Raw genomic sequence first — 19,728 nt, forward strand, 5'->3', positions numbered from 1 at the left:
GCCATGACGAGCACCGTGCAGACGGCGAGGGCCACTACGCAGGCGAGCCCCCGCCGTCGACCCCGACCCAAGCGGCACTGGAGCCGGTACGCCTACATCGCCCCCGCCGTCGTCTTCGTGGCCGCGACCACGCTCTACCCGCTGTACTACAACATCTCGCTGAGCCTGTACGACGCCCCGATCCAGAAGTTCCTGGCCGGCACCATTGAGTTCGTCGGGCTCGCGAACTACGCCGAGGAACTGCGCAACCCGGAGCTGTGGGCAGGGCTGCGGGTGTCGCTGATCTACACGGTCGCCACGATCGCGCTGATGTACGTGATCGGGCTCGCGCTCGCGGTCTTCTTCAACCGGAAGTTCGTGGGCCGCAACGCCGTGCGGGCGGCGATCTTCCTGCCCTACATCCTGCCGTCGGTGGTGGCCGCGAACGTGTGGCGGTGGATCCTGGACGGGTCCTACGGGCTGGCCAACCACGCCCTGATGTCGCTCGGGATCATCGACGCCCCGGTGTTCTGGCTCGGCCAGGGCACCTCGGCGCTGGTCGCGGTGGTGCTCGCGACCGGGTGGACGATGGCGCCGTTCGCGATGCTGCTCCTGCTCGCCGGGCTGCAGAACATCCCGAAGGGCCTGTACGAGGCGGCGAGCCTGGACGGCGCCGGGCCGCTCACCCGGTTCCGGGCGATCACGCTGCCGCTGCTGCGACCGGTGTCCCTGGTGGTCGCGCTGCTCGGGTTCATCTACACGTTCCGCACCTTCGACACGATCTTCATCATGACCAAGGGCGGCCCCGGGGATGCCACCACGGTGCTGCCGATCCTCGCCTACAACGAGGCGTTCGTGAACTTCGAGCTCGGCAGCGGCGCGACCATCAACACGCTGATGCTCGTCATCCCGACCGTGCTCGCCCTGTTCTACTTCCGCGCGACCCGGTCCGAGGACGCGCAGTGAGGACCCGAAACCTCGGCCTCTCCGCGGCCGGCCTGGTGATCGCCGTCATCTACCTGATCCCGGTGTACTGGATGGTGGCGACGTCGCTGAAGGAGACCGGCGACGTGTTCAACTCGCCGCCGGACCTGGTGCCGTCGCCACCCACCCTCGCCGCGTACTCCGACGCCGTGTTCGGTGACTCCGCGGTGCTCCAGGGCATCTGGTCCTCGACGATCATCACGATCCCGACGCTGCTGCTCACCCTCGCGCTCGCGGTGCCGGCCGCGTACGGGCTGGCCCGGTTCAGCCTACGCATCAACGGCATCGTGATGCTGCTCATGCTCGCCGCGCAGATGCTGCCCACGATCAGCCTCGCACTGCCCATGTTCGCGATCTTCAGCGACTACGGTCTCGTGGACACCTACGCCGGGCTGATCATCGCGAACACCTCGCTCGCGCTGCCGTTCGCCGTGGTGATGCTGCGCCCGTACATGCTCGCGATCCCGCAGGACCTGATGGACGCCGGCCTGCTCGACGGGTGCACCGGGTTCCGGGCGTTCGTCAAGATCGGGCTGCCACTGGTCCAGCCCGGCCTGGTCATGGTCGCCACCCTCACGTTCGTGATGACCTGGGGCGAGTTCGTGTTCGGCCTGACCCTGGCCACCAGCGACGCGATCCAGCCGATCACCGTGGTGCTGAACCGGTTCGTCGCGCAGTTCGGCACCCAGTGGACGAACCTGATGGCCGTCTCGACCATCATCGCGATCCCGATCGTCGTCATCTTCGTGCTGCTGCAGCGGTACGTGGTGGCCGGGATCTCCGAGGGTGGGATCAAGGACTGATGGCGCTGACCGCCGGGGAGCTGCGCGGGGTGTGGGGCACCCTGCTACTGCCTCTGGAGCCCGACGACGCGATCGACCCCGGCCGCCTCCGCACCGAGGTCGACTATCTGGCCGGCAGCGACCTGCACGGCGTCTACGCGCACGGCACCGCGGGGGAGTTCCACACGTTGACCGACGACGAGTACGACCAGGTCAACGACATCCTCGCCGAGGCGTGCACCGCCGTCGGCAAGCCGTTCCAGCTCGGAGCCAGCCACCCGCTGGCGCACGCGTCTCTCGAGCGGGTGCGCCGCGCCCGCGACCTCGGGCCGGCCGCGATCCAGGTGATCCTGCCGGACTGGATCCCGCTCAGCGGGGCCGAGGTGCTGCGCTTCCTCGACCGGGTGGCGAAGGTGGCCGCACCCGTCCCACTCGTGCTCTACAGCCCACAGCACGCGAAGACCCAGGTCAGCCCGGACCTGCTCGCGCGCATCGTCGCCGAGGTACCCGCCGTCATCGGCATCAAGACGCTGGACCGCGACGACGCCTGGTTCGCGCGGATGCGGGCCCTGGACTGCGCGCTGTTCGTGCCCGGGCACCGGCTCGCCTCCGGCGTCGCCCGCGGCGCGAGCGGCAGTTACTCCAACATCGCCGCGCTCTCGCCGTATGGTGCGGCCGCGTGGTGGCGGCAGATCGAGACAGACCCCGACGGCGCAACTGACGTCGAGCGTCGTATCGCCGAGTTCTTCGCGGCGCACGTTGCGCCCCTGGCCGCCCGCGGGCTCGGCGACCCGGCGCTCGACAAGTTCCTGGCGGCCGTGGGCGGGTGGGCGGACGTCGGCACCCAGGTGAGGTGGCCGTGGGCGGGTGCCGAGGAGGCGGCGGTGGCGCGGGCTCGGGTGGACGCGCGGGCGCTACTGCCGGAAGTCCTGATCGGCTGAGCGCGGTATTGGCAGACGCACCTACCCACCGCTGCCACCGACCCAGCCGTCGAGCAGCTCGGACAACTCGGTGCGCTGAGCACCCGCCGGTAGCCGCTCCAGCCCCGACCGCAGGATCTGCGCGACCTCCGGGGCCTGTGGCAGGAACCGCCACCGCGTCAGACGCAGCTGGCTTTCGATCGACTTCCACCGGATCCGACCGTCCGCTGCCGGGACCCACTTGGCCGTGGCGAGCTCGGCATTCATGCGCAGCGCCTCGGCGACCTCGGACGTGAACTGCACGGGCCGTCCGGAATCGATCTCCTTGATGACCTCGATCATGCGGTCCTTCGTCATCGGGACCCCTTCCCCGGTCCCCTCCTTCTCCGTGTAGTGGTCGTCGACGTCGCGTCGCCGGGTCCGCTGGACGATCTTGTACGTGCCGGGCGAGCCCGTCCGGATCGCCTGGTAGCCCTTCACGCCGGAGAACTTCGTTGCGATCGTGGCGTCGAGCAGCGGGATGAGGGTGGCCACCGGGGTGTCGCGGCGGTCGTGCTCCTCGGTCACCAGTGCCGCCATCGCCCGAGCCTGCTCCCAGGAGCGGTCCGCGGGGCTCAGGTCCTCGTCGTCGCCGTCCCGGCGCTCGTCGCCGTCGCGTCCCCGGTCGCGCCGGCCGGGCAGCTTCTTCGCGACGTCCAGCAACGCGTCCAGGACACGCATGAGCTTGGGGAGGTACTTGCCGATCTTCGCCAGCACCTTGGCCGCCAGTGAGGCACCGCCGGTGAAGATCGCGAGGATGACCTCCAAGGCGATCGCGCCGACGAGGTAGCCCTTGAAGAACCACTGTTGGTAGGCGTCCGGGTGGTTCCATTTCCGCTTGAAGTCGGCGAACGCACCCTGACCCATCGTGACGAGTTCGGCGACGATCCGCTGGGCGTCCTCCAGGGTCAGGCCGACGATCGTGTCGTAGATGTCCGAGATCGCCGCGAACAGGGAACCGTCGAGGGCACCGCGGATCGTGTCCACGATCCCCGCGGCCAGGTCCCACAGGCCCGTGAGCGTGTCCCAGATGGAGCCGAACAGCCCGGCGACCTGACCGGCGGTGAAGCCCGCCAGGGTCTTGCCGACGTCGACCGCCGCGTTGATCCAGCCCGGCCGCGAGCCGATGACACCCGAAGCCTGGAGCGCGCGGACGTACGCGGTCGAGGGGAGCCAGATGTTGTGTCCGGTGAGCACGATCGAGCCGTGGTAGATCGCGAAGTTGTCGATCATCCACGGGTCCAGCCAGGCCTTGAGCGGGTTCTCCTCCTTGTACTTCTCCGCCGCGTCCCAGTCCACGAACACGCCCTTGCGGCCGCTGTTGGCCACCACCACGGCGGCGGCGAGCGTGGTGTAGTCGTTGCCGGTCTCGAGCTTCCACAGCCCCCTGTCGACGTACTCGTTCTTCAGGATGGTGGTCAGGTTGTCCTCGGTGATGTGGTGGATCCGCGCCTGGCTGTCCGGCGGGTCGAGCGCGAGGAAGTCCTTGTTGATCCACCCGACCGGCCCCGAACGAGCGACGACGAAGGAGAAGGCGCCGGTGGTGTCGAGGGCCTGCACCTGCACGTCGGCGCCGTACCGCACCTTGGCGATGGACGGGAGCGCGCCGTCGGGACGAGCGCGCAGGTTGACACCGGAGTCCCGCGCGATCTCGTACTGGTCCCCGGGCGCGGAGACCTGCCCGGGCTTGTTGACGCTCTGACCGCGGAACGGGTCGAGCTCGGGCGCATCCGCCCGTTGGACCGGCTGCCCGACCGTCTGGATCGTGGCGACGTCGGACCTGCGCTCGGCCACGTGACCGCCCCGGACCGGGAGCGGCCGACCCGGGGGTGGACGACCACCCGGGGCGAGCGCCAGAGCGACCGCGCGGTTGCCGGCCGCGCGTTGCAGGGCGGCGATCGAGGCACCGCTGGGTGCCATCGCCGCGGCGGAGGTCGCCGCCGGAGCCGCGCGCCGAGCAGAGTCGGCGGGGTGCGCACGGTCTGCTCCACCCCGCGCCGACTCGGGCTGTGATGTGCGGGAGGTCCCCATTGCCTCACCCGTTCCCGCCGACAACGGCGGCCGGACACCTTCGCCCGGCGAAGGACTCAAGTGTCGTCCGGCCGGTGCCGTCCCGTTCTGCACGATCGGGCAGAGCGCGAGGCACGATCACCTACACGGCCGGTCTTCGCGCTGTCGGGGCTCTGTTCGCCTCGCGTCAGCGGGCCGCCTGGGCTGACGTCTGCCGGCGGGGTGTGCAGCTGCTTCTCGGCTGATGGTCACGTGGTTGTCGTGCTCGGCACCGACCTTGGAGACTGGACCGCATGACTGAGGACCGGGCGTTCCCCGAGCACATCTTCGACTCGTTGGGCGTCGACCCGACCATGCTTGACGACCGGATCGGCGGCATGATCGGCGTGGCCGTGAAGCGGCCGGCCGACGGGCCGGTCACGGTGATGACGTTGGGAGCCTCGCGGCTGCCCACCGACTCCGGTGAGAGCGTCGAACTGGCGGTCGAGGTGGTCGAGGGCCAGGAGGGCGCGGCCCGGATCGCGCTCGGGATCGTCTGCGACGACATGGCCTCGAACCGGCGGGTGCCCCCGGTGGGTTCGCCGTGGCGCAACGACGCCCCGTTCCTGAAGGGCACCGGGATCTCGGCGATCATGGTCACCCCGTCCCGCTGGGGTGCCTCCTTCGACGAGGTCCGGTCCGCCGACGGGACCGTGATCGGGCACGTGCGCACCCTGCGCCTGCTCACCGATGTGGAGGCGACGTTCGCCTCGGCGAAGGGCTGGGAGGCGCTGGTGGCGGCGGCCGGGTCCGTCGATGCGCTGTTGGACGTGACCAGGGCCGACGCCGTCGCCGACCCGGTTGGTGTGGCGGGCAACGCGCCGGTCTTCCTCTCGAAGCTGCACGCCGAGCACCCGCCCCGCTGGGTCACCTACACCGGCAGGGACCTGCAATCGGTCACCGGTCTGGAGTCCGATGAGTACATGAACGACTCCGCGAACCACGAGGTGTGGTCGGTCGACTCGTTCGTCGCCCGGTTCCCGTGGGTCGCGGGCTTCGTGCGGGAGGCCAGGCCGGGGCAGACGGCGTTGTTCACCGACGGGTCCGGGGCGTACGTGCTGGAGGACGACTAGGAGGCCGCAGCACACGGGGATGCCGGCACGGTGTGCGGCTCATCCGCGTGGGTGTACCGGACCTCATGGGGTCGGCAGAGGGCGGTCGGCCTGCGCTGACCTCAAGCCGGCGCGGGTCTGCGCGTGGCGCAGGAGGAAAGCCCGCTCGTCGAGCTTCTTGCGTCGCAGCCAGGAGACGACCTCGGAGTTGCACTTGCTGGCGTTGCAGGGCCCGCACGCCGGCACCACGTTGTCGGCGGTGTACCGGCCGCCGCGCGAGATCGGGAGGATGCAGTCCCGCTGGAGCGGGCGGTCGGTCGCACCGCAGTAGGCGCAGCCGCCCCACGCGGCCCGCAGGGCATCCCATTGCAGCTCGGTGAGGTCGTTGTCGACCCGAGCGAGGCGGCGCCGTCGGCGGCGGGCGTACCGCAGCCGGCGGGTTGTGCTGGCCATCCCAGGAGCCTATGAGTCACGACTCCTTCGAGGCTGACGCCACGCGTGGGCCACCCTGAGGAACTCGGCGGCGACGACCCGGGCGAACCCGACCCCGGGTCGCGCCGGGGGCCACCGTCATGGCCCATGACGCCAACGGCGGTGGGCGACCGGATGCACCCGGGCCGCCCACCGCCGTCGTTCACTCCTCAGAAGACGAGGTCAGCACACGCGCCACGCGGTCAGGCCGGGTTCTCCGCGCGCTTGGGCAGCACCCAGCCGGCCCGCGGGAAGTGGCAGGTGTAGCCGTTCGGGATCTTGACCAGGTAGTCCTGGTGCTCCGGTTCGGCCTCCCAGAACGGGCCCGCCGGCTCGATCGTGGTGACCGCCTTGCCGGGCCAGAGCCCGGAGGCGTCGACGTCGGCGATCGTGTCCCGGGCGACCTGCTCCTGCTCCGGGGTGACCGGGAAGATCGCCGACCGGTAGCTGGTGCCGATGTCGTTGCCCTGCCGGTTCAGCGTCGACGGGTCGTGCACCTGGAAGAAGAACGCCAGGATGTCCCGGTAGGTGGTGCTGGCCGGGTCGAAGACGACCTCGAGGGCCTCGGCGTGGCCGGGGTGATGGCGGTAGGTGGCGTGGTCGTTCGCACCGCCGGTGTAGCCGACCCGCGTCGCCAGCACGCCCGGCTGGCGGCGGATCAGGTCCTCCATGCCCCAGAAACACCCGCCGGCCAGCACGGCCGTCTCGGTGCCCGGGGTGCGGGTGATCTGTCCGGTGTCCTGGATTCCGCTGGTCATGATGCGTGCTCCTCTGGGGTGGTGTCGGATGTCTCGAACAGTGACCGGTACTCGCCGTAGCCCTGCGCCTCGAGCTCGGCGGCCGGGACGAACCGTAGCGCGGCCGAGTTCATGCAGTAGCGCTGCCCGCCCGCGTCCCGGGGTCCATCATCGAACAGGTGACCCAGGTGGCTGTCCGCTCCGGCGGAGCGCACCTCGGTGCGGGTCATCCACAGGGACCGGTCGGTCTCGGTGTGCACGGCGTCGGCTGCGATCGGCCGGGTGAAGCTCGGCCATCCGGTGCCGCTGTCGTACTTGTCGGTGGACGAGAACAAGGGCTGGCCGGAGACCACGTCCACGTAGATGCCGGGCTCGTGGTTGTCCCAGTACTCGTTGTGGAACGCCGGCTCGGTCCCGTCCTTCTGGGTGACGCGGAACTGGCTGCGGGTGAGGCGGCTGAGGGCCTCGGGGGTCTTGCGGTACTCGTGTGACACGATCTCTCCTCATCTGACGTCGCTGGCTGCGGCGTCACAGGGGTCAACACAGCGGGGTCCCGTTTTGGTCCCGGGGGCGGCCACGCGCTTCCGCGGAAGCGCCCGTGAACTAGCACCCGGGGCGTTGACCTCGCACCCGGCGGAGGTTCGAGGTCAGTGCGTCTGGTGCTATCTCGCCGGGGAGGAGGGTGGTCAGGAGAGGGCCTACGAGAAGTGGATCCCGCCGTTCAGGTCGAGCACCGTCCCGGTCACGAACGAGGAGTCGACCCGGGCGAAGTACTCGGCGGCCGCGGCGACATCGTCGGGATACCCGGCCCGCCCGACCGGGATCGACGCGATCGTCTGCTGCTGCGCGGCCGGCGGCGTGAACGTCTCGTGGAACGGGGTGTCCAGGATCAGGCCGGGCGCGATCGCGTTCACGGTGATCCCCTGCGGGGCAACCTCCTTGGCCAGGGCGCGGGTGAAGCCGTCGACGGCGGCCTTGGCCGTGGCGTACGGGGCGGAACCGTTGCCGCCGCCGTTGGCGCCGGCGAGGGAGGAGATGTTGATGATCCGCCCGCCCTCGCCCAGGTGGCGCAGCGCGGCCCGGCTCACGTAGAACGCCGAGGAGACGTTCACCCGCCAGACGGTGTCCCAGTGCACGTCGGAGGTCTCCGCGATCGGGTGCCGCCCGACGAGCCCGCCGGAGTTGTTCACGAGCACGTCCAGTCCGCCGAGGCGTTCGGCCAGGGCCCCGACGGCGGAGGTCACCTGGGTGCTGTCCGTCGCGTCGAAGCGCAGGCCGGTCACGTCCAGGCCCTCGCCGGCGAGGGTGGCGACGACCTCGTCCGCCGAACGGGAGTGGGTGGTGAGTGCGACGTTCGCGCCGGCCGCCGCGAACCGGCGGACGATGCCGAGCCCGATGCCGACGCCACCCCCGGTGACGATCACGCGCCGGCCCTCGAGCGTACGGGGCGGATCTGCGGTCGTGGCGTTGGTCATCGGTGCGGCCTCTCCTGGGTGCGCGGGTGGGAACCGGGCCGTGCCGGCCATGCCGGCCGCACCCGCAGGCCGGGGTGCGCAACTCGACCCGCCACGAACACTACGGGCAGGACCGATGCCTCCCCGCGGCCGCCCCCTGGACGACCACCTGCCGGACCCGCCCCGCCATGGTGCGCGGCGCCGTCGGGCAGTTCTCCCCGGACCCGAGGTGGTCCGGCCCCGGGCCCCGCGGTTACCGTGGACCGATCGGACCACGCGAGGGAGTGAGCACGGATGGGTGAGTTCTACGTCGAGCACCAGGCGGTGCGGACCTTCGGCACCACCATCGGCAAGGACGGCCTCGGCGGCGACGCCGGCGAGGCGAAGACCTACCACAGCACCTGGGCCGAGATCCCGGCGGACGCCGGCACCGGGATCTTCGCGAACTTCCGTGGGATCGCCACCGACGCGTTCAGCAGCGCGGACTCCGCGATCGGGCACCTGAAGCGGATCCTGAACGCCTCGGGCACGGAACTGGAATCGGCGGCCGACATGTACCAGACCACCGACGAGCAGTCCGCGGCCGACCTGGACGCGCAGTACTGAGACCCGGAGCACCCCATGGCTGACACGACCCACGTCCTGACGATCCCCTCCGACAAGGCGGTGATCCCACCGCTGGCCGACTTCGTGATCTCCTCGATGGGCACGATCCTGAGCCCGACCACCTGGGTGCGCACGGTGATCAGCTGGGTGTTCAACTGGGACCCGCTCACCGAGGTGATGAAGGTGTTCGCCGGCGACTGGAACGCCGTGGCCCAGGCCGGCCGTGCCTACGAGATGCTCGGGGAGTGGGCGGACCTCGTCGAGGAGGAGGTCGGCGTCGCGACCACGAAGGTCCAGGCGGACTGGGAGGGCAACGCCGCCGACGCCGCGAGCACCTACATGACCGGCACGCTCGCCCCGAACGTCACCGCGATGGCCGCGGCGTTCAAGGACATCGGCGGCGAGTACTCCGCGGTCGCCGTCGGCATGCACCGCACCGCACAGCTCGGCAACACGGCGTTCAACACCGTGTGCGACTGGCTGATCTACACCGCGGCCATCGCGGCCGCGACCGCGGCGTCGTCCTGGACGATCGTCGGCGGGATCGCCGGTGGCGCGGCCACCGCCGCGGCCGTCGCCAAGACGCTGACCGCCGTCAGCGCCGCGAGCAACGCCCTCACCGCCGGCCAGACGCTCGTCGACAGCGCCGCCGGGATCATCCCCGGCTACCTCGGCGCCCTCGACGGGTTCTCCACGATCGACGCACCCGGCGCCTACGACCACCAGGGAGTCTGAGCAGATGAGCATCTTCGGACAAGCGCCCGACGGCGACGCGGACGAGACCAAGCCCATGCTGGACTCGATCGTCCCCGGCTCGGAGGCGGACAAGCAGCTGCGCGAGGCCATGGAGACCCTGCGCGAACAGGCCACGGACGATGAGACCCGGCGGCTGTTCACCGACATCATCGAGGGCCGCCGGTCCGCGCGGGACCTGGTGGAATCGCCCGGGTTCGCGGCCATGGCCGAGGAAGGTGTGCGCCAGTACCAGGAGCAGGTCGCCGCGATGACCGACGAGGAGCGGGCCGAGCTCGAGCGGCAGGCCGCAGCCACGGACCTGGACGCGCCGGCGGGGGAGTCCGGGTCCCGCGACCACCTGCCGTAGGGCCCGAGTACCGCCGGCGGGGGCGGCCGGACCTACCCGGCCGCCCCCGCCGTCGGGCCCTGCTGGTCAGACCACGGCGGGCGGCACCCGAACCTCACGGCTGGCGCTCAGCCACCCGAGCAGCCGGTCCGGGCGGTCGGTGATGATGCCGTCCACGCCCCAGTCCAGCGCCCGCGCCCACTCCGGCCCGTCGTTCAGGGTCCAGGCGAACACGCTCATCCCGGCGTCGTGGAGGCGCCCGACCAGGCCCGGGTCGGCGAACAGCACCTCGTGGCTCGGGTTGCACCCGGCCACCCCCAGCTCGGCGCAGAACGGCAGCAGGTCGGGGTTGCTCGCCGCCTCCCTGCCCACCAGGAGCTCACGCCGCAGGCTCGGCGCGACCTGCGCCAGGGACCGCAGCGTCTGCGGCCAGAACGTCTGCGCGATCGTGCGGCCGGCGATCCCGGCCTCCTCGAGCACGGCGACGATTCCGGCCGCCTGCGCCGGGGTGTAGTCGCCCTTGAGCTCCATGAGCAGGTCGGTGCCCGGATGCTCGGCGACGAACGTGGCCACGTCGGCGAGCAACGGGACCCGCTGGGAGGCGAACGTCGGCGAGAACCAGGATCCGCCGTCGAGCAGGGCGGCCTGCTCGGCGAGCAGCGCGGCGACCGGGCCGGCCGCGTCCGTGGTGGCGTCCACGGTCTCGTCGTGGATGACCACGCCGACATCGTCGCGGCTGAGCCGCACGTCGATCTCGACGAGGTCGGCCCCGGACCGCCACGCACCCTCGACCGCCGCCATGGTGTTCGGCGGGGCCATCGCGGTGTTCCCGCGGTGGGCGATGACGAGCGGCCCGGAGCCGCGGGAACTGCTCACAGGTAGGGCTCCACGTTGTCCTCGAACGCGACGTCCAGCTTCGAGGTGACGTCCGGGAACACGTCCTCGGGGTTGGCGCCGGCCAGCACCAGTTCCTCGATGCCGTCGGTGATGATCTGGTCGCCGCCGGGGGTGAACACCCGGACCCAGTCCTGGACCCGGGTCTTCTGCTGCAGCTGGTCCACCGAGGTGCGGAACTGCGGGGTCTCGGAGTACACGGCGGCCATGATGTCGCCCTCGACCGCGGAGGTGCGCACCGGCATGTACCCGGTGGACTGGGAGAACAGGGCGGTGTTGTCCGTCTCGGTGAGGAACTTCAGGAACATCGCGGCGGCGAGCTGCTGCTCCGGGGTCCGGGTGGACGGGATGGCCAGCCCGGTGCCACCGGTGGGCACGTTCGGGACGTCGACCGGGCCGTTCGGCAGGAACGCGGTGCCGAGCTCGAACGGGGCCGCGTCCAGGTGGCCCTTCAGGGAGCCGGTCGACCCGATCAGGCAGGCGAAGATGCCGGCCTGGAAGTCCGCGTTCGTGTCCGAGCCGAGGCCCGCGAACGCGGTCTCCCCGTTGTACATGTCCCGGACGAACGCGCCGGCGGTCAGCGCCTCCTCGGTGTCGAGGGTGACCGTCCACTCCTCGCTCATGTTGCCGCCGAGGCCCCAGATCACGTTGGAGAACCACCAGCCGGCCCAGGACGGACCGATGCCGAGGCCGAGCGCCTGCCCGTCCGCGGGCACCTGGGCCTGCAGTGCGGGCGCCCACTCCTGCAACTCGGCCCAGGTCTCGGGGCCGCGGTCCGGCAGTCCGGCCGCCGTCCAGATGTCCTTGTTGTAGTAGAAGAGCGGCGTGGAGCGGGCATACGGGGCCGCGTAGTGCTTGCCCTCGTACTCGTAGTCGCTGTAGAGCGTCTCGACGTAGTCGTCGGTGTCCACCTCGAGGTGGGCGAAGACGTCGTCGATGGCCATGATCTGGCCGTTGACGAAGTACCGGAACCACCACACGTCCGAGGCGATGACCAGGTCCGGGAGGTCGTCGGTGCCGGAGGCAGCCTGGAACCGCTGCGCGATCTCGTCGTAGTTCGCGCCCGCGGTGACGTGGTTGATCTTGATGTCCGGGTATTCCTCGTTGAAGGCCGCGATGTAGGACTCCTCGAGCTCCTTCGTGTTCCCCGGGTGGTTGGACCACCAGGTGATCTCCGTGGCCGGCTCGATGGAGGCCCAGTCGATGGCGTCGCCCTCCTCCTCACCGGCGCCGCCACCGCCGCCGACGGACGGGCCGCTGCAGGCGGCGGCGAGCCCACCGGCGGCGCCGATGCCGCCGAGCTGCAGGAGCGTGCGACGGGAGGGGGTCCACAGCGGTGTGGTGCGACGTGACGTCATGGTGTGTTCCTTCGTTGATTCGTGTGTTGGTTCGGGGGACGTGCGAGTTGGCCGGCGTCAGCCGGTGACGGCGCCGGCGGTGAGGCCGGAGACCAAGCGGCGCTGCAGGACCAGGAAGATGAGCAGCATCGGGGTGGTGACGACCACCGTCGCGGCCATGAGCACGCCCCAGTTCTGCAGCCCGTCCAGGCTCTGCAGCAGGGTCAGCCCGACCGGCAGGGTCATCGTGTCCGTGTTGTCGGTGACGAGCATCGGCCACAGGTAGTCGTTCCACTCCGCGACCAGCGAGATCAGCCCGACCGCCGCGATCGTGGGCACCGACATCGGGACCACGAACCGCCAGAGCCGGCGCCAGTGCCCGGCCCCGTCCATCTGGGCCGCCTCGAGCACCGAGATCGGCAGGGACAGGAAGTGCTGACGGAACAGGAACGTGCCGAACGCGCTCGCCAGGCCCGGGACCAGGATCCCCTGGTAGGTGTTCAGCCAGCCGAGCGAGGCGATCAGGGTGTAGTTCGGGATGATCGTGATCTGCGACGGGATCAGCAGCGCGAAGATCACCACGATGAACGCGACCTTCCGGAACGGCACGTCGATGAACACCAGTGCGTAGGCGCAGGTGAGGCCGAGGAAGACCTTCAGCCCGGCCCCGGCGATGGTCAGGAAGACGCTGTTGAGGAACATCCGCCCGATCGGGATCGACGTGGCGACCTGCTCGTAGTTGGCCCAGTCGAACGCCTCCGGCAGCCACTGCAGCGGCACGGAGTAGATCTCGCCCGACTCCTTGAAACTGGCCAGGAACATCCAGATCAGCGGCACGGACATGACCAGGATCGCGGCGATCAGGGTCAGGTACAGCCCGGCGTCCAGATGGGCACGGAACGGTCGACGGCGGCCCTTGGGCTGGTCGTTGCGGCCGGCGGTCTGCGCCTCCACGCGTTCGTCCACTGTGGTGCTCATGCGTAGTGGACCTTTCGTTCCATGAACTTCAGTTGGATGGCCGTGATCACCAGCAGGATCACGAACAGGATGGTCGCGGCCGCCGAGGCGAATCCGGCGCGGCCGGTCTGGAAGCCCTCGACGTAGATCTGGTACATCAGCGTGGTCGTGGAGCCGAGCGGTCCGCCGTCGGTCATGGCCTTGATCAGGTCGAACGACTGCAGCGAGCTGAGGATCGTGGTGATCAACAGGAAGAAGGTCACCGGGCCGAGCAGCGGCAGCACGATCGAGGCGAACGTGCGGGTCTTGCCGGCGCCGTCCAGCGCGGCGGCGTCGTGCAGGTCCTGTGGCACGCCCTGCAGCCCGGCCAGGTAGATCAGGGCGACGTACCCGACGTGCTTCCACAGGTAGACGATGATGATCATGATCAGCGCCCACGGCGACGTGGTGTACCACTGGGGCGAGCTGAGGCCGACGGCCTCGAGCAGCGTGGACAGCAGGCCGTAGCGCGGGTCGAAGATGTACAGCCAGAGCATGCCGACCGCGATCCCGGAGAGCACGTACGGGGCGAAGGCCACGGTGCGGGCGATGCCCCGGCCGAACAGCTTCTTGTTCAGCAGCAGTGCCAGGCCGAGACCGAGTACCAGGGAGCCACCCACGGTGGTCACCGCGAAGATCGCGGTGGTCCCCATCACCTGCGGGGTGTCCGGGTCGGTGAACCAGCGGACGTAGTTCTCGAAGCCGATGAACCGGGCCACGCTCGAGCCCATGTTCCACTGCAGCATCGAGTAGTAGAAGCTCAGCAGCAGGGGCCGGTACACGAAGATCAGCAGCAGCGCGATGTTCGGCCCGGCGAGCAGGGCGAAGAAGCCGAGGTTGCGCAGCCGCTTGCGGCGCCGGGCGGCGCGGCGCTGCGCCTCGTGCGGGTGGGTCGGCGCGAGCGTGGCCGGCGTGGCGGTCGACGCCGTCATCGCCGGTCCGCCGGTCGGGTGCGGCCACGGGGGGTCGTGGGGTCGGTCATGTCACTGTCGCTCCTTCGGGACACACAACGAAAGACCGCCCCCCTGGCGGCCTGACAAGCCTTCGCACGATAGCGCCGGGACCGGAGCCGTGTCGAACGAACATGAGCGACATGCCGAGAAAAGTGCCATTCTCAATCATTCGGTGCGCGTTCGGTCATTGTTCACTCGCCGGGCGACTCCGGTACCTAGGCTTGACGGACCGGCACGCCGCCCCGGGTGTGCCGGAGGGATCGATGTGGGATTGATGTGAGACAGCAGGCACGCCTGGACCAGATCCTCGCGACGATCAGCAGCCAGGATCGGATCAGTGTCGAGCAGATCGCGGATCTCTCCGGCACCTCGCTGGCGACCGCCCGCCGGGACCTCTCCGTGCTCACCGCCCGTGGCCTGGTCACTCGCACGCACGGCGGCGCCGTCGCCGTCGCGAGCGGGTACGAGCTGCCGATGGCCTACCGGCTCGCGCGCAACGCCCCCGCCAAGCGGGCCATCGGTGCCGCGGCCGCAGCCCTGGTCGCCGCGGGCGACGTGGTCGGCCTGACCGGCGGCACCACGACCTCAGAACTGGGCCGCGCCCTGGCCGCCCGGCCGGACCTGGTGCCGCGGGTGGGCACCGGCGTCACCGTGATGACGAACGCCCTGAACATCGCCTACGAACTGGCGATCCGGCCGCACGTGAAACTGGTGATGACCGGTGGCGTGGCCCGGCCCCAGACGTTCGAGCTGGTCGGGCCGATCGCCGCCGACACCCTCTCCGACGTCGTCATCGACATCGCGTTCATCGGCGTGGACGGGCTCGACGCCTCCCGCGGCGCGACCACCACGGACGAGGCCGAGGCGGACGTGAACCACCGGATGCTCGGCGCCGCGCGCCGCGTGGTGGTGGTGGCCGACGCCACCAAGTTCGACCACGCGGCGTTCGCGCGGACCTGCACGCTCACGGAGATCCACACGCTCGTCACCGACGCCGCGCCACCGGAGCGCCTCGCCGAGGCGCTGGCGAATGCCGACGTCGAGGTGATCGTCAGCCCGCCGCAGAGCCGCGGCTGACCGCCCCGAGAGGGCGGTTCTGCGGCGCACGCGCCGGATCGGCCGCACGATGACACCGTCGTGATCGCACGCCGCATCAAGGGAGAGCAACGAGATGAGACCACTTCGATACTCGATCAACGTCACGCTCGACGGCTGCTGCCATCATGAGGCAGGCCTCCCCCCGGACGAGGACTCGATGCGCTACTGGACCGCGGAGATGGAGCGAGCCGATGCCCTGCTGTTCGGCCGGGTGACGTATCAGATGATGGAGGCGGCGTGGCGGAAACCGGCCACGGGCACGTGGCCGGACTGGATGGATGAGTGGCAGACCCCGTTCGCCGAGACCATCGACCGGGCCAAGAAGTACGTCGTGTCGAGCACGCTGAACGGGGTCGACTGGAACGCCGAGCAGGTGCGAGGCGACCTGGGGCACGCGGTCCAGCGGCTCAAGCAGGAGCCGGGCGAGGGCCTGTGGGTCGGTGGCGTGACGCTGCCCCTGGCGTTGGCAGATCTGGGACTGATCGACGAGTATGAGTTCCTTGTGCAGCCGGTCCTGGCCGGCCACGGGCCGACGTTGCTCGCCGGCCTACGAGAGCGCATCCAGCTCGAGCTCGTGGACCGCCACGAGTTCCGGTCGGGTGTCCTCGCCCTGCGATACCGACCCATGCGAGGGGATTCGTGACCATCATCCGCAACGTCCGCCCGTGGGGCGGACCGGCCAGCGACCTCCACCTCACCGACACCCAGATCACGGCGGTCACCCCGCACGACCCGGCCACCGCCGTCGGGCCGGATGCCGGTACGGCCGTCGACGGCGACGTGATCGACGGCGGCGGCCGGCTCGCGCTGCCGAGCATCGTGAACACCCACGCCCACGTGGACAAGTCGTGGCAGGGGCTGCCGTGGCAGTCCTACGGGGGTGAGGCCGGCACCGACGGCCGGATCCGGCACGAACGGGCCCGCCGCGACGAGCTCGGCATCCCCGGCGTGGAGATCACCACCGCCGTGCTGCGCGAGTTCGTCCGGCACGGCACCACCGCGCTGCGCACGCACGTGGACGTGGACCTCGGCGTCGCCCAGCGAGGCATCGACGTGGTCCGGGAGGCGGTCGCCTCCTTCGACGGGGCGCTCGAGGCGCAGATCGTCGCGTTCCCGCAGGACGGCGTGCTCCGGCGCGAGGGGGTGCTGGACCTGCTCGCCGAGGCTGCCCGGGCCGGGGCGGAGTACATCGGCGGGCTCGACCCGGCCGGCATCGACCGGGACCCGGTCGGCCAGCTCGATGCCATCTTCGCGATCGCGGCCGAGCACGGTTGCGGCCTCGACATCCACCTGCACGACCCCGCCGAGCTGGGGGCGTTCCAGTTCGACCTGATCCTGGAGCGGACGGCCCGGTACCAACTGGCCGGAAAGGTGAACGTGGCGCACGGGTTCGCGATCGCGCAGGTGACGCCGAGCCGGCGGGCGGACCTGCTCGCCGCGATGGCCGAGCTCGATGTCACGATGACCACGGTGGCTCCGCTGCGCGGACCGCAACTGCCGCTGGCCGAGTTCGACGACGCGGGCGTCGCGTTCGGCTTCGGCACCGACGGGATCCGGGACCTGTGGTCGCCCTACGGGACCGGCGACACCCTCGGCATCGCGTGGCAGTACGGGCGCGCCGCCGGGATCGTCCGGGACGAGGACCTGACCCGGGTGGTGCGGATCGCGACCTCCGACGCCGCGCGGTTCGTGGGACGCGACGTCCACGACCTGGTTCCGGGCGCACGTGCCGACCTGATCCTGCTGGATGCCGAGAACCCGATGGACGCGCTCGTGCGCACGCCGCCGCGGGACCTCGTCATCGGTGGGGGACGGGTGTTGCACAGCACCCTCTGAGCCCTTGGAGCGAGCCACGGCGCCGCTTTGATTGCATTGATATCGTTGTGGCATGAGCGCCATCACGATCAGGAAACTGCCCGACGGTGCGAAGCAGCGGCTTCGCATGCGCGCGGCAGCGCACGGCCGCTCGATGGAGGCCGAGGCGCGCACGATCCTGCTCGACGCACTCAACACCGGCCACCGGGTCGACCTCGACTGGATCGAGCAACTTATCGCCGTGGGTGGTGAGGTCGGCGGCGTCGAGCTGCCGGAACTGAAGGATGAGCCGGCCACGGCGGCCGACCTTGGCCCGGCGTGATCATTCTCGACACCAACGTGATCTCCGAGGCGATGCGGGGACCACGGGCGTCCTCGGTCGTGATCGCCTGGATCCGTGCGCTCTCCGAGCAGCCGGTCACCACGGTGGTCAATCGGGCCGAGATCCTGGCCGGCGTCGCGCTCCTGCCCGACGGAGCGCGCAAGGACTTGCTCGCCGGCGCCGCCCGCGCTGCATTCGACACGCTCGGCGTGTGCCTTCCCCTCCTGCCCGAGTGTGCCCAGGAGTACGCCGACATCGTCGCCTCCCGACGGGCCGCGGGCCGACCCATCGGTGGCATGGACGCGCTGATCGCGTCGATCGCTCGCGTGAGCGGCGCGGACCTGGCGACCCGGGACGTGCGTGACTTCGAGGGGGTCGGTGTCGATCTGATCGACCCATGGCAGACCTGAGCCGGGCGCGGACCCGTCAGCCTCGTTCGCCGGCGAGTTCCTCCAGGCCTCGCACCAGCATTGTGACGAGCGCGGCGAAGCTGGTGTCGAGATCGCGGGCGAGGCCGAATCCGCCCTCCAGTTCGAGCAGGACGAAGCCGTGGATGGCCGACCGGAACACCCGGACGGCGTCGATCGCGACGTCCGCCGGAAAGTCGTAGCCGCGCAGTGCGTTCATGGTGACCGCCAGGGCCGCGCCGCTCGCCTCGACGAGTGCGGCGTCGGCGGGGTCGTCCGGGTCGCCGGCCTGCTGGGCGGCCAGATAGCGGGCCGGGCTCGCCTCGGCGTAGGCACGCAGACCCTCGGCGAGGGCGACGACGGCGTCCGCTCCGGCGCGCCCGACGGTCGCCTCGCTGAGGGCGCGCGTGAAGTGACGGACCGACTCCACGGCGACCTCGCGCCGCAGGTCGGCGAGGGAGTCGACGTGCTTGTACAGACTCGGCGTCGAGACGCCGTGCCTGGCCGCCACCGCGGCCAGCGTGAGATCCTCGAAGGCCCGCGGGCCGCCGTCGTCCATGATGGTGAGCACCGTGCCGACGAGCGTCGACCTGCTGAGCCCGGCCCTAGGCATTCGCGCCGCCCGCCGGCTGCGGGTTCGCTTCGGTCGGCTGGGCCTCCGCGAGGAAGGTCAGCACGGCCTGCACGACCAGGTCCGGGCGTTGGGCGTGGGGGTAGTGCCCGGCGTCGGCGATCAGCGCACCATCGGCGCCGATCGCGCCCGTGGCCCAGGCGAGCTCGTCGGCAGGGGAGCGGAAGTCGGGGTCGTGGTCGCCGATCAGGATGAGCGACGGCGTCGCGACCTCGGGCAGACGCACCTCCACCTCGCTGTGGTTCAGCTGCACGGCCAGGTCGCGCAGGGAGCGCAGCCGGCCCGGCTCCCGGAGGCTGCGGCGGAGGTCCCGCACGTGCTCGGCGAGCCACGGCGCCTTGGTGACCTTGTTCAGGCTCGCGTAGTAGGAGCCCCAGAATGCCGCGCCCCAGGGGCGCGCGAACAGCACCCGGTAGGCGAGGCGCATCGCGAGCTGGGCGGACCGGCTTGGCATGGGTTCGCGCAGGAACGGGCTGAGCAGGACGAGCCCGGCCACCGCTTCGGGGCGCTCCGCCGCCGCCCAGGCGGCCGCGGAGGCGCTCATCGAGTTGCCGATCACGACCGCGGGCCCGCCGAGCCGGTCGATCAGGGCGAGGATGTCGCGGCCGGTCACGGCATCGCCGTGGCTGGTGAACGTGGTGTCGCTGTCGCCGTGACCGCGCAGGTCCATGACGGCCAGGCGGTACCCGGCCCCGGTGATCGGGCCGGCGAGGTCGCGGTAGACCGAGCGCAGGTCACCCATCCCGGGGACCGCGATGACGAGCGGACCGGTGCCGGTGACCGTGTACGCGAGCCGGCCGTCGGGCCGGGCGAGGTGGCGGATCTCTGTCGGGTTAGTGGACATAGCTGATAGGTTAATGGCAATAGCCAAAGTGCGCAAGGGTGCGATCGGAGCAGGTGGGATCGGGGGGCATGCGTCACTGACCCGCCGAACGGGTCAGTGACGCAGCGCCGCCGGCGGCCCCGGCCAGGCGACCGTGATCGCCTCACGGATAGCCACCTCTGGGCCGGCGGGTTGGCGGGTCGGCGCGTTGACAGGCGCACCTCCGGCATGGAACGCTGGTGCAAGTAGAAGCATCAGTGAATGAATATGCGTGCGGCTTGTCGGGCCGCCGGACTCG

General features: G+C 70.6%; 23 protein-coding genes. 12 read left to right on the plus strand and 11 right to left on the minus strand.

Going from position 1 to position 19,728, the window contains the following annotated elements; translation table 11 throughout:
- Positions 1 to 3 precede the first annotated feature (3 nt).
- From EXU48_RS10005 to EXU48_RS10015, 3 genes are read left to right on the plus strand one after another with little or no spacing between them, the layout of a single operon-like run.
- Positions 4 to 945 (plus strand): carbohydrate ABC transporter permease, encoded by a 942-nt coding sequence (locus EXU48_RS10005; protein WP_133107494.1) that lies wholly within the window; start codon positions 4 to 6, stop codon positions 943 to 945.
- A complete protein-coding gene (locus EXU48_RS10010; protein WP_207947683.1) occupies positions 942 to 1,766 on the plus strand; it encodes a carbohydrate ABC transporter permease in 825 nt (274 codons plus the stop codon). The genes EXU48_RS10005 and EXU48_RS10010 overlap by 4 nt, the downstream gene beginning before the upstream one ends.
- Positions 1,766 to 2,686 carry a dihydrodipicolinate synthase family protein gene (locus EXU48_RS10015; protein WP_207947684.1) on the plus strand — a complete coding sequence of 307 codons (921 nt, stop codon included), beginning with the start codon at positions 1,766 to 1,768 and terminating at the stop codon, positions 2,684 to 2,686. Before EXU48_RS10010 ends, EXU48_RS10015 begins: the two co-directional genes overlap by 1 nt.
- A 21-nt stretch (positions 2,687 to 2,707) precedes the next feature.
- Here the strand turns inward: EXU48_RS10015 and EXU48_RS10020 are convergent, their stop codons facing one another.
- Positions 2,708 to 4,624: an SH3 domain-containing protein gene (locus EXU48_RS10020; protein ID WP_133107495.1), complete on the minus strand. Its 1,917-nt coding sequence runs from the start codon at positions 4,622 to 4,624 to the stop codon at positions 2,708 to 2,710.
- A gap of 383 nt (positions 4,625 to 5,007) precedes the next feature.
- On the opposite strand from EXU48_RS10020, the gene EXU48_RS10025 reads away from it, so the two are divergent.
- Complete coding sequence (locus tag EXU48_RS10025; RefSeq protein ID WP_133107496.1) at positions 5,008 to 5,826, plus strand: suppressor of fused domain protein; 819 nt, start codon at positions 5,008 to 5,010, stop codon at positions 5,824 to 5,826.
- Positions 5,827 to 5,889: 63 nt separating this feature from the next.
- On the opposite strand, the gene EXU48_RS10030 is transcribed toward EXU48_RS10025, so the two are convergent.
- From EXU48_RS10030 to EXU48_RS10045, 4 genes are all read right to left on the minus strand, one after another.
- Entirely contained in the window at positions 5,890 to 6,258 is a 369-nt protein-coding gene (locus EXU48_RS10030) for an HNH endonuclease (RefSeq protein ID WP_133107497.1), read from the minus strand.
- A 221-nt stretch (positions 6,259 to 6,479) separates the two neighbouring features.
- Complete coding sequence (gene msrA / locus EXU48_RS10035; RefSeq protein WP_133107498.1) at positions 6,480 to 7,034, minus strand: peptide-methionine (S)-S-oxide reductase MsrA; 555 nt, start codon at positions 7,032 to 7,034, stop codon at positions 6,480 to 6,482.
- Positions 7,031 to 7,507, minus strand: a complete 477-nt coding sequence (gene msrB, locus EXU48_RS10040) for a peptide-methionine (R)-S-oxide reductase MsrB (protein WP_133107499.1) — start codon at positions 7,505 to 7,507, stop codon at positions 7,031 to 7,033. The genes msrA and msrB overlap by 4 nt, the downstream gene beginning before the upstream one ends.
- A gap of 204 nt (positions 7,508 to 7,711) precedes the next feature.
- Positions 7,712 to 8,488: an SDR family NAD(P)-dependent oxidoreductase gene (locus EXU48_RS10045; protein ID WP_133107500.1), complete on the minus strand. Its 777-nt coding sequence runs from the start codon at positions 8,486 to 8,488 to the stop codon at positions 7,712 to 7,714.
- Positions 8,489 to 8,761: 273 nt separating this feature from the next.
- Here EXU48_RS10045 and EXU48_RS10050 point away from each other — a divergent pair, with 273 nt between their 5' ends.
- The 3 genes from EXU48_RS10050 to EXU48_RS10060 are packed head-to-tail and all read left to right on the plus strand — an operon-like array spanning position 8,762 to position 10,175.
- Positions 8,762 to 9,073, plus strand: a complete 312-nt coding sequence (locus tag EXU48_RS10050; RefSeq protein WP_133107501.1) for a type VII secretion target — start codon at positions 8,762 to 8,764, stop codon at positions 9,071 to 9,073.
- Positions 9,074 to 9,088: 15 nt separating this feature from the next.
- Positions 9,089 to 9,808 (plus strand): hypothetical protein, encoded by a 720-nt coding sequence (locus tag EXU48_RS10055; RefSeq protein ID WP_133107502.1) that lies wholly within the window; start codon positions 9,089 to 9,091, stop codon positions 9,806 to 9,808.
- Positions 9,809 to 9,812: 4 nt separating this feature from the next.
- Positions 9,813 to 10,175: a hypothetical protein gene (locus tag EXU48_RS10060; RefSeq protein ID WP_133107503.1), complete on the plus strand. Its 363-nt coding sequence runs from the start codon at positions 9,813 to 9,815 to the stop codon at positions 10,173 to 10,175.
- Between the two features lie 66 nt (positions 10,176 to 10,241).
- On the opposite strand, the gene EXU48_RS10065 is transcribed toward EXU48_RS10060, so the two are convergent.
- Genes EXU48_RS10065 through EXU48_RS10080 form a run of 4 tightly spaced genes read right to left on the minus strand, consistent with a single transcriptional unit; the run spans position 10,242 to position 14,313 of the window.
- Complete coding sequence (locus EXU48_RS10065; RefSeq protein ID WP_235856946.1) at positions 10,242 to 11,030, minus strand: glycerophosphodiester phosphodiesterase; 789 nt, start codon at positions 11,028 to 11,030, stop codon at positions 10,242 to 10,244.
- The gene (locus tag EXU48_RS10070; protein WP_133107504.1) at positions 11,027 to 12,406 is read right to left on the minus strand and encodes an ABC transporter substrate-binding protein; all 1,380 of its coding nucleotides are present in this window, start codon (positions 12,404 to 12,406) and stop codon (positions 11,027 to 11,029) included. The genes EXU48_RS10065 and EXU48_RS10070 overlap by 4 nt, the downstream gene beginning before the upstream one ends.
- A gap of 57 nt (positions 12,407 to 12,463) precedes the next feature.
- Positions 12,464 to 13,363 carry a carbohydrate ABC transporter permease gene (locus tag EXU48_RS10075; protein ID WP_133107505.1) on the minus strand — a complete coding sequence of 300 codons (900 nt, stop codon included), beginning with the start codon at positions 13,361 to 13,363 and terminating at the stop codon, positions 12,464 to 12,466.
- Entirely contained in the window at positions 13,360 to 14,313 is a 954-nt protein-coding gene (locus EXU48_RS10080) for a carbohydrate ABC transporter permease (protein ID WP_133107506.1), read from the minus strand. Before EXU48_RS10080 ends, EXU48_RS10075 begins: the two co-directional genes overlap by 4 nt.
- Positions 14,314 to 14,610: 297 nt before the next feature.
- On the opposite strand from EXU48_RS10080, the gene EXU48_RS10085 reads away from it, so the two are divergent.
- The 5 genes from EXU48_RS10085 (at position 14,611) to EXU48_RS10105 (ending at position 17,979) form a co-directional block, all read left to right on the plus strand.
- Positions 14,611 to 15,411 (plus strand): DeoR/GlpR family DNA-binding transcription regulator, encoded by an 801-nt coding sequence (locus tag EXU48_RS10085; protein ID WP_133107507.1) that lies wholly within the window; start codon positions 14,611 to 14,613, stop codon positions 15,409 to 15,411.
- A gap of 94 nt (positions 15,412 to 15,505) precedes the next feature.
- Positions 15,506 to 16,075, plus strand: a complete 570-nt coding sequence (locus EXU48_RS10090; RefSeq protein ID WP_133107508.1) for a dihydrofolate reductase family protein — start codon at positions 15,506 to 15,508, stop codon at positions 16,073 to 16,075.
- Complete coding sequence (locus EXU48_RS10095) at positions 16,072 to 17,268, plus strand: amidohydrolase family protein (RefSeq protein WP_235856947.1); 1,197 nt, start codon at positions 16,072 to 16,074, stop codon at positions 17,266 to 17,268. The genes EXU48_RS10090 and EXU48_RS10095 overlap by 4 nt, the downstream gene beginning before the upstream one ends.
- A gap of 52 nt (positions 17,269 to 17,320) precedes the next feature.
- Entirely contained in the window at positions 17,321 to 17,569 is a 249-nt protein-coding gene (locus EXU48_RS10100) for a FitA-like ribbon-helix-helix domain-containing protein (RefSeq protein WP_133107510.1), read from the plus strand.
- The gene (locus EXU48_RS10105; RefSeq protein ID WP_133107511.1) at positions 17,566 to 17,979 is read left to right on the plus strand and encodes a type II toxin-antitoxin system VapC family toxin; all 414 of its coding nucleotides are present in this window, start codon (positions 17,566 to 17,568) and stop codon (positions 17,977 to 17,979) included. The genes EXU48_RS10100 and EXU48_RS10105 overlap by 4 nt, the downstream gene beginning before the upstream one ends.
- Before the next feature lie 16 nt (positions 17,980 to 17,995).
- On the opposite strand, the gene EXU48_RS10110 is transcribed toward EXU48_RS10105, so the two are convergent.
- Complete coding sequence (locus EXU48_RS10110) at positions 17,996 to 18,589, minus strand: TetR-like C-terminal domain-containing protein (RefSeq protein WP_165962751.1); 594 nt, start codon at positions 18,587 to 18,589, stop codon at positions 17,996 to 17,998.
- Positions 18,582 to 19,451 carry an alpha/beta fold hydrolase gene (locus EXU48_RS10115; protein ID WP_133107512.1) on the minus strand — a complete coding sequence of 290 codons (870 nt, stop codon included), beginning with the start codon at positions 19,449 to 19,451 and terminating at the stop codon, positions 18,582 to 18,584. Before EXU48_RS10115 ends, EXU48_RS10110 begins: the two co-directional genes overlap by 8 nt.
- Positions 19,452 to 19,728 lie beyond the last annotated feature (277 nt).

The organism is Occultella glacieicola (genome assembly GCF_004353825.1).
Classification (GTDB): domain Bacteria; phylum Actinomycetota; class Actinomycetes; order Actinomycetales; family Beutenbergiaceae; genus Occultella; species Occultella glacieicola.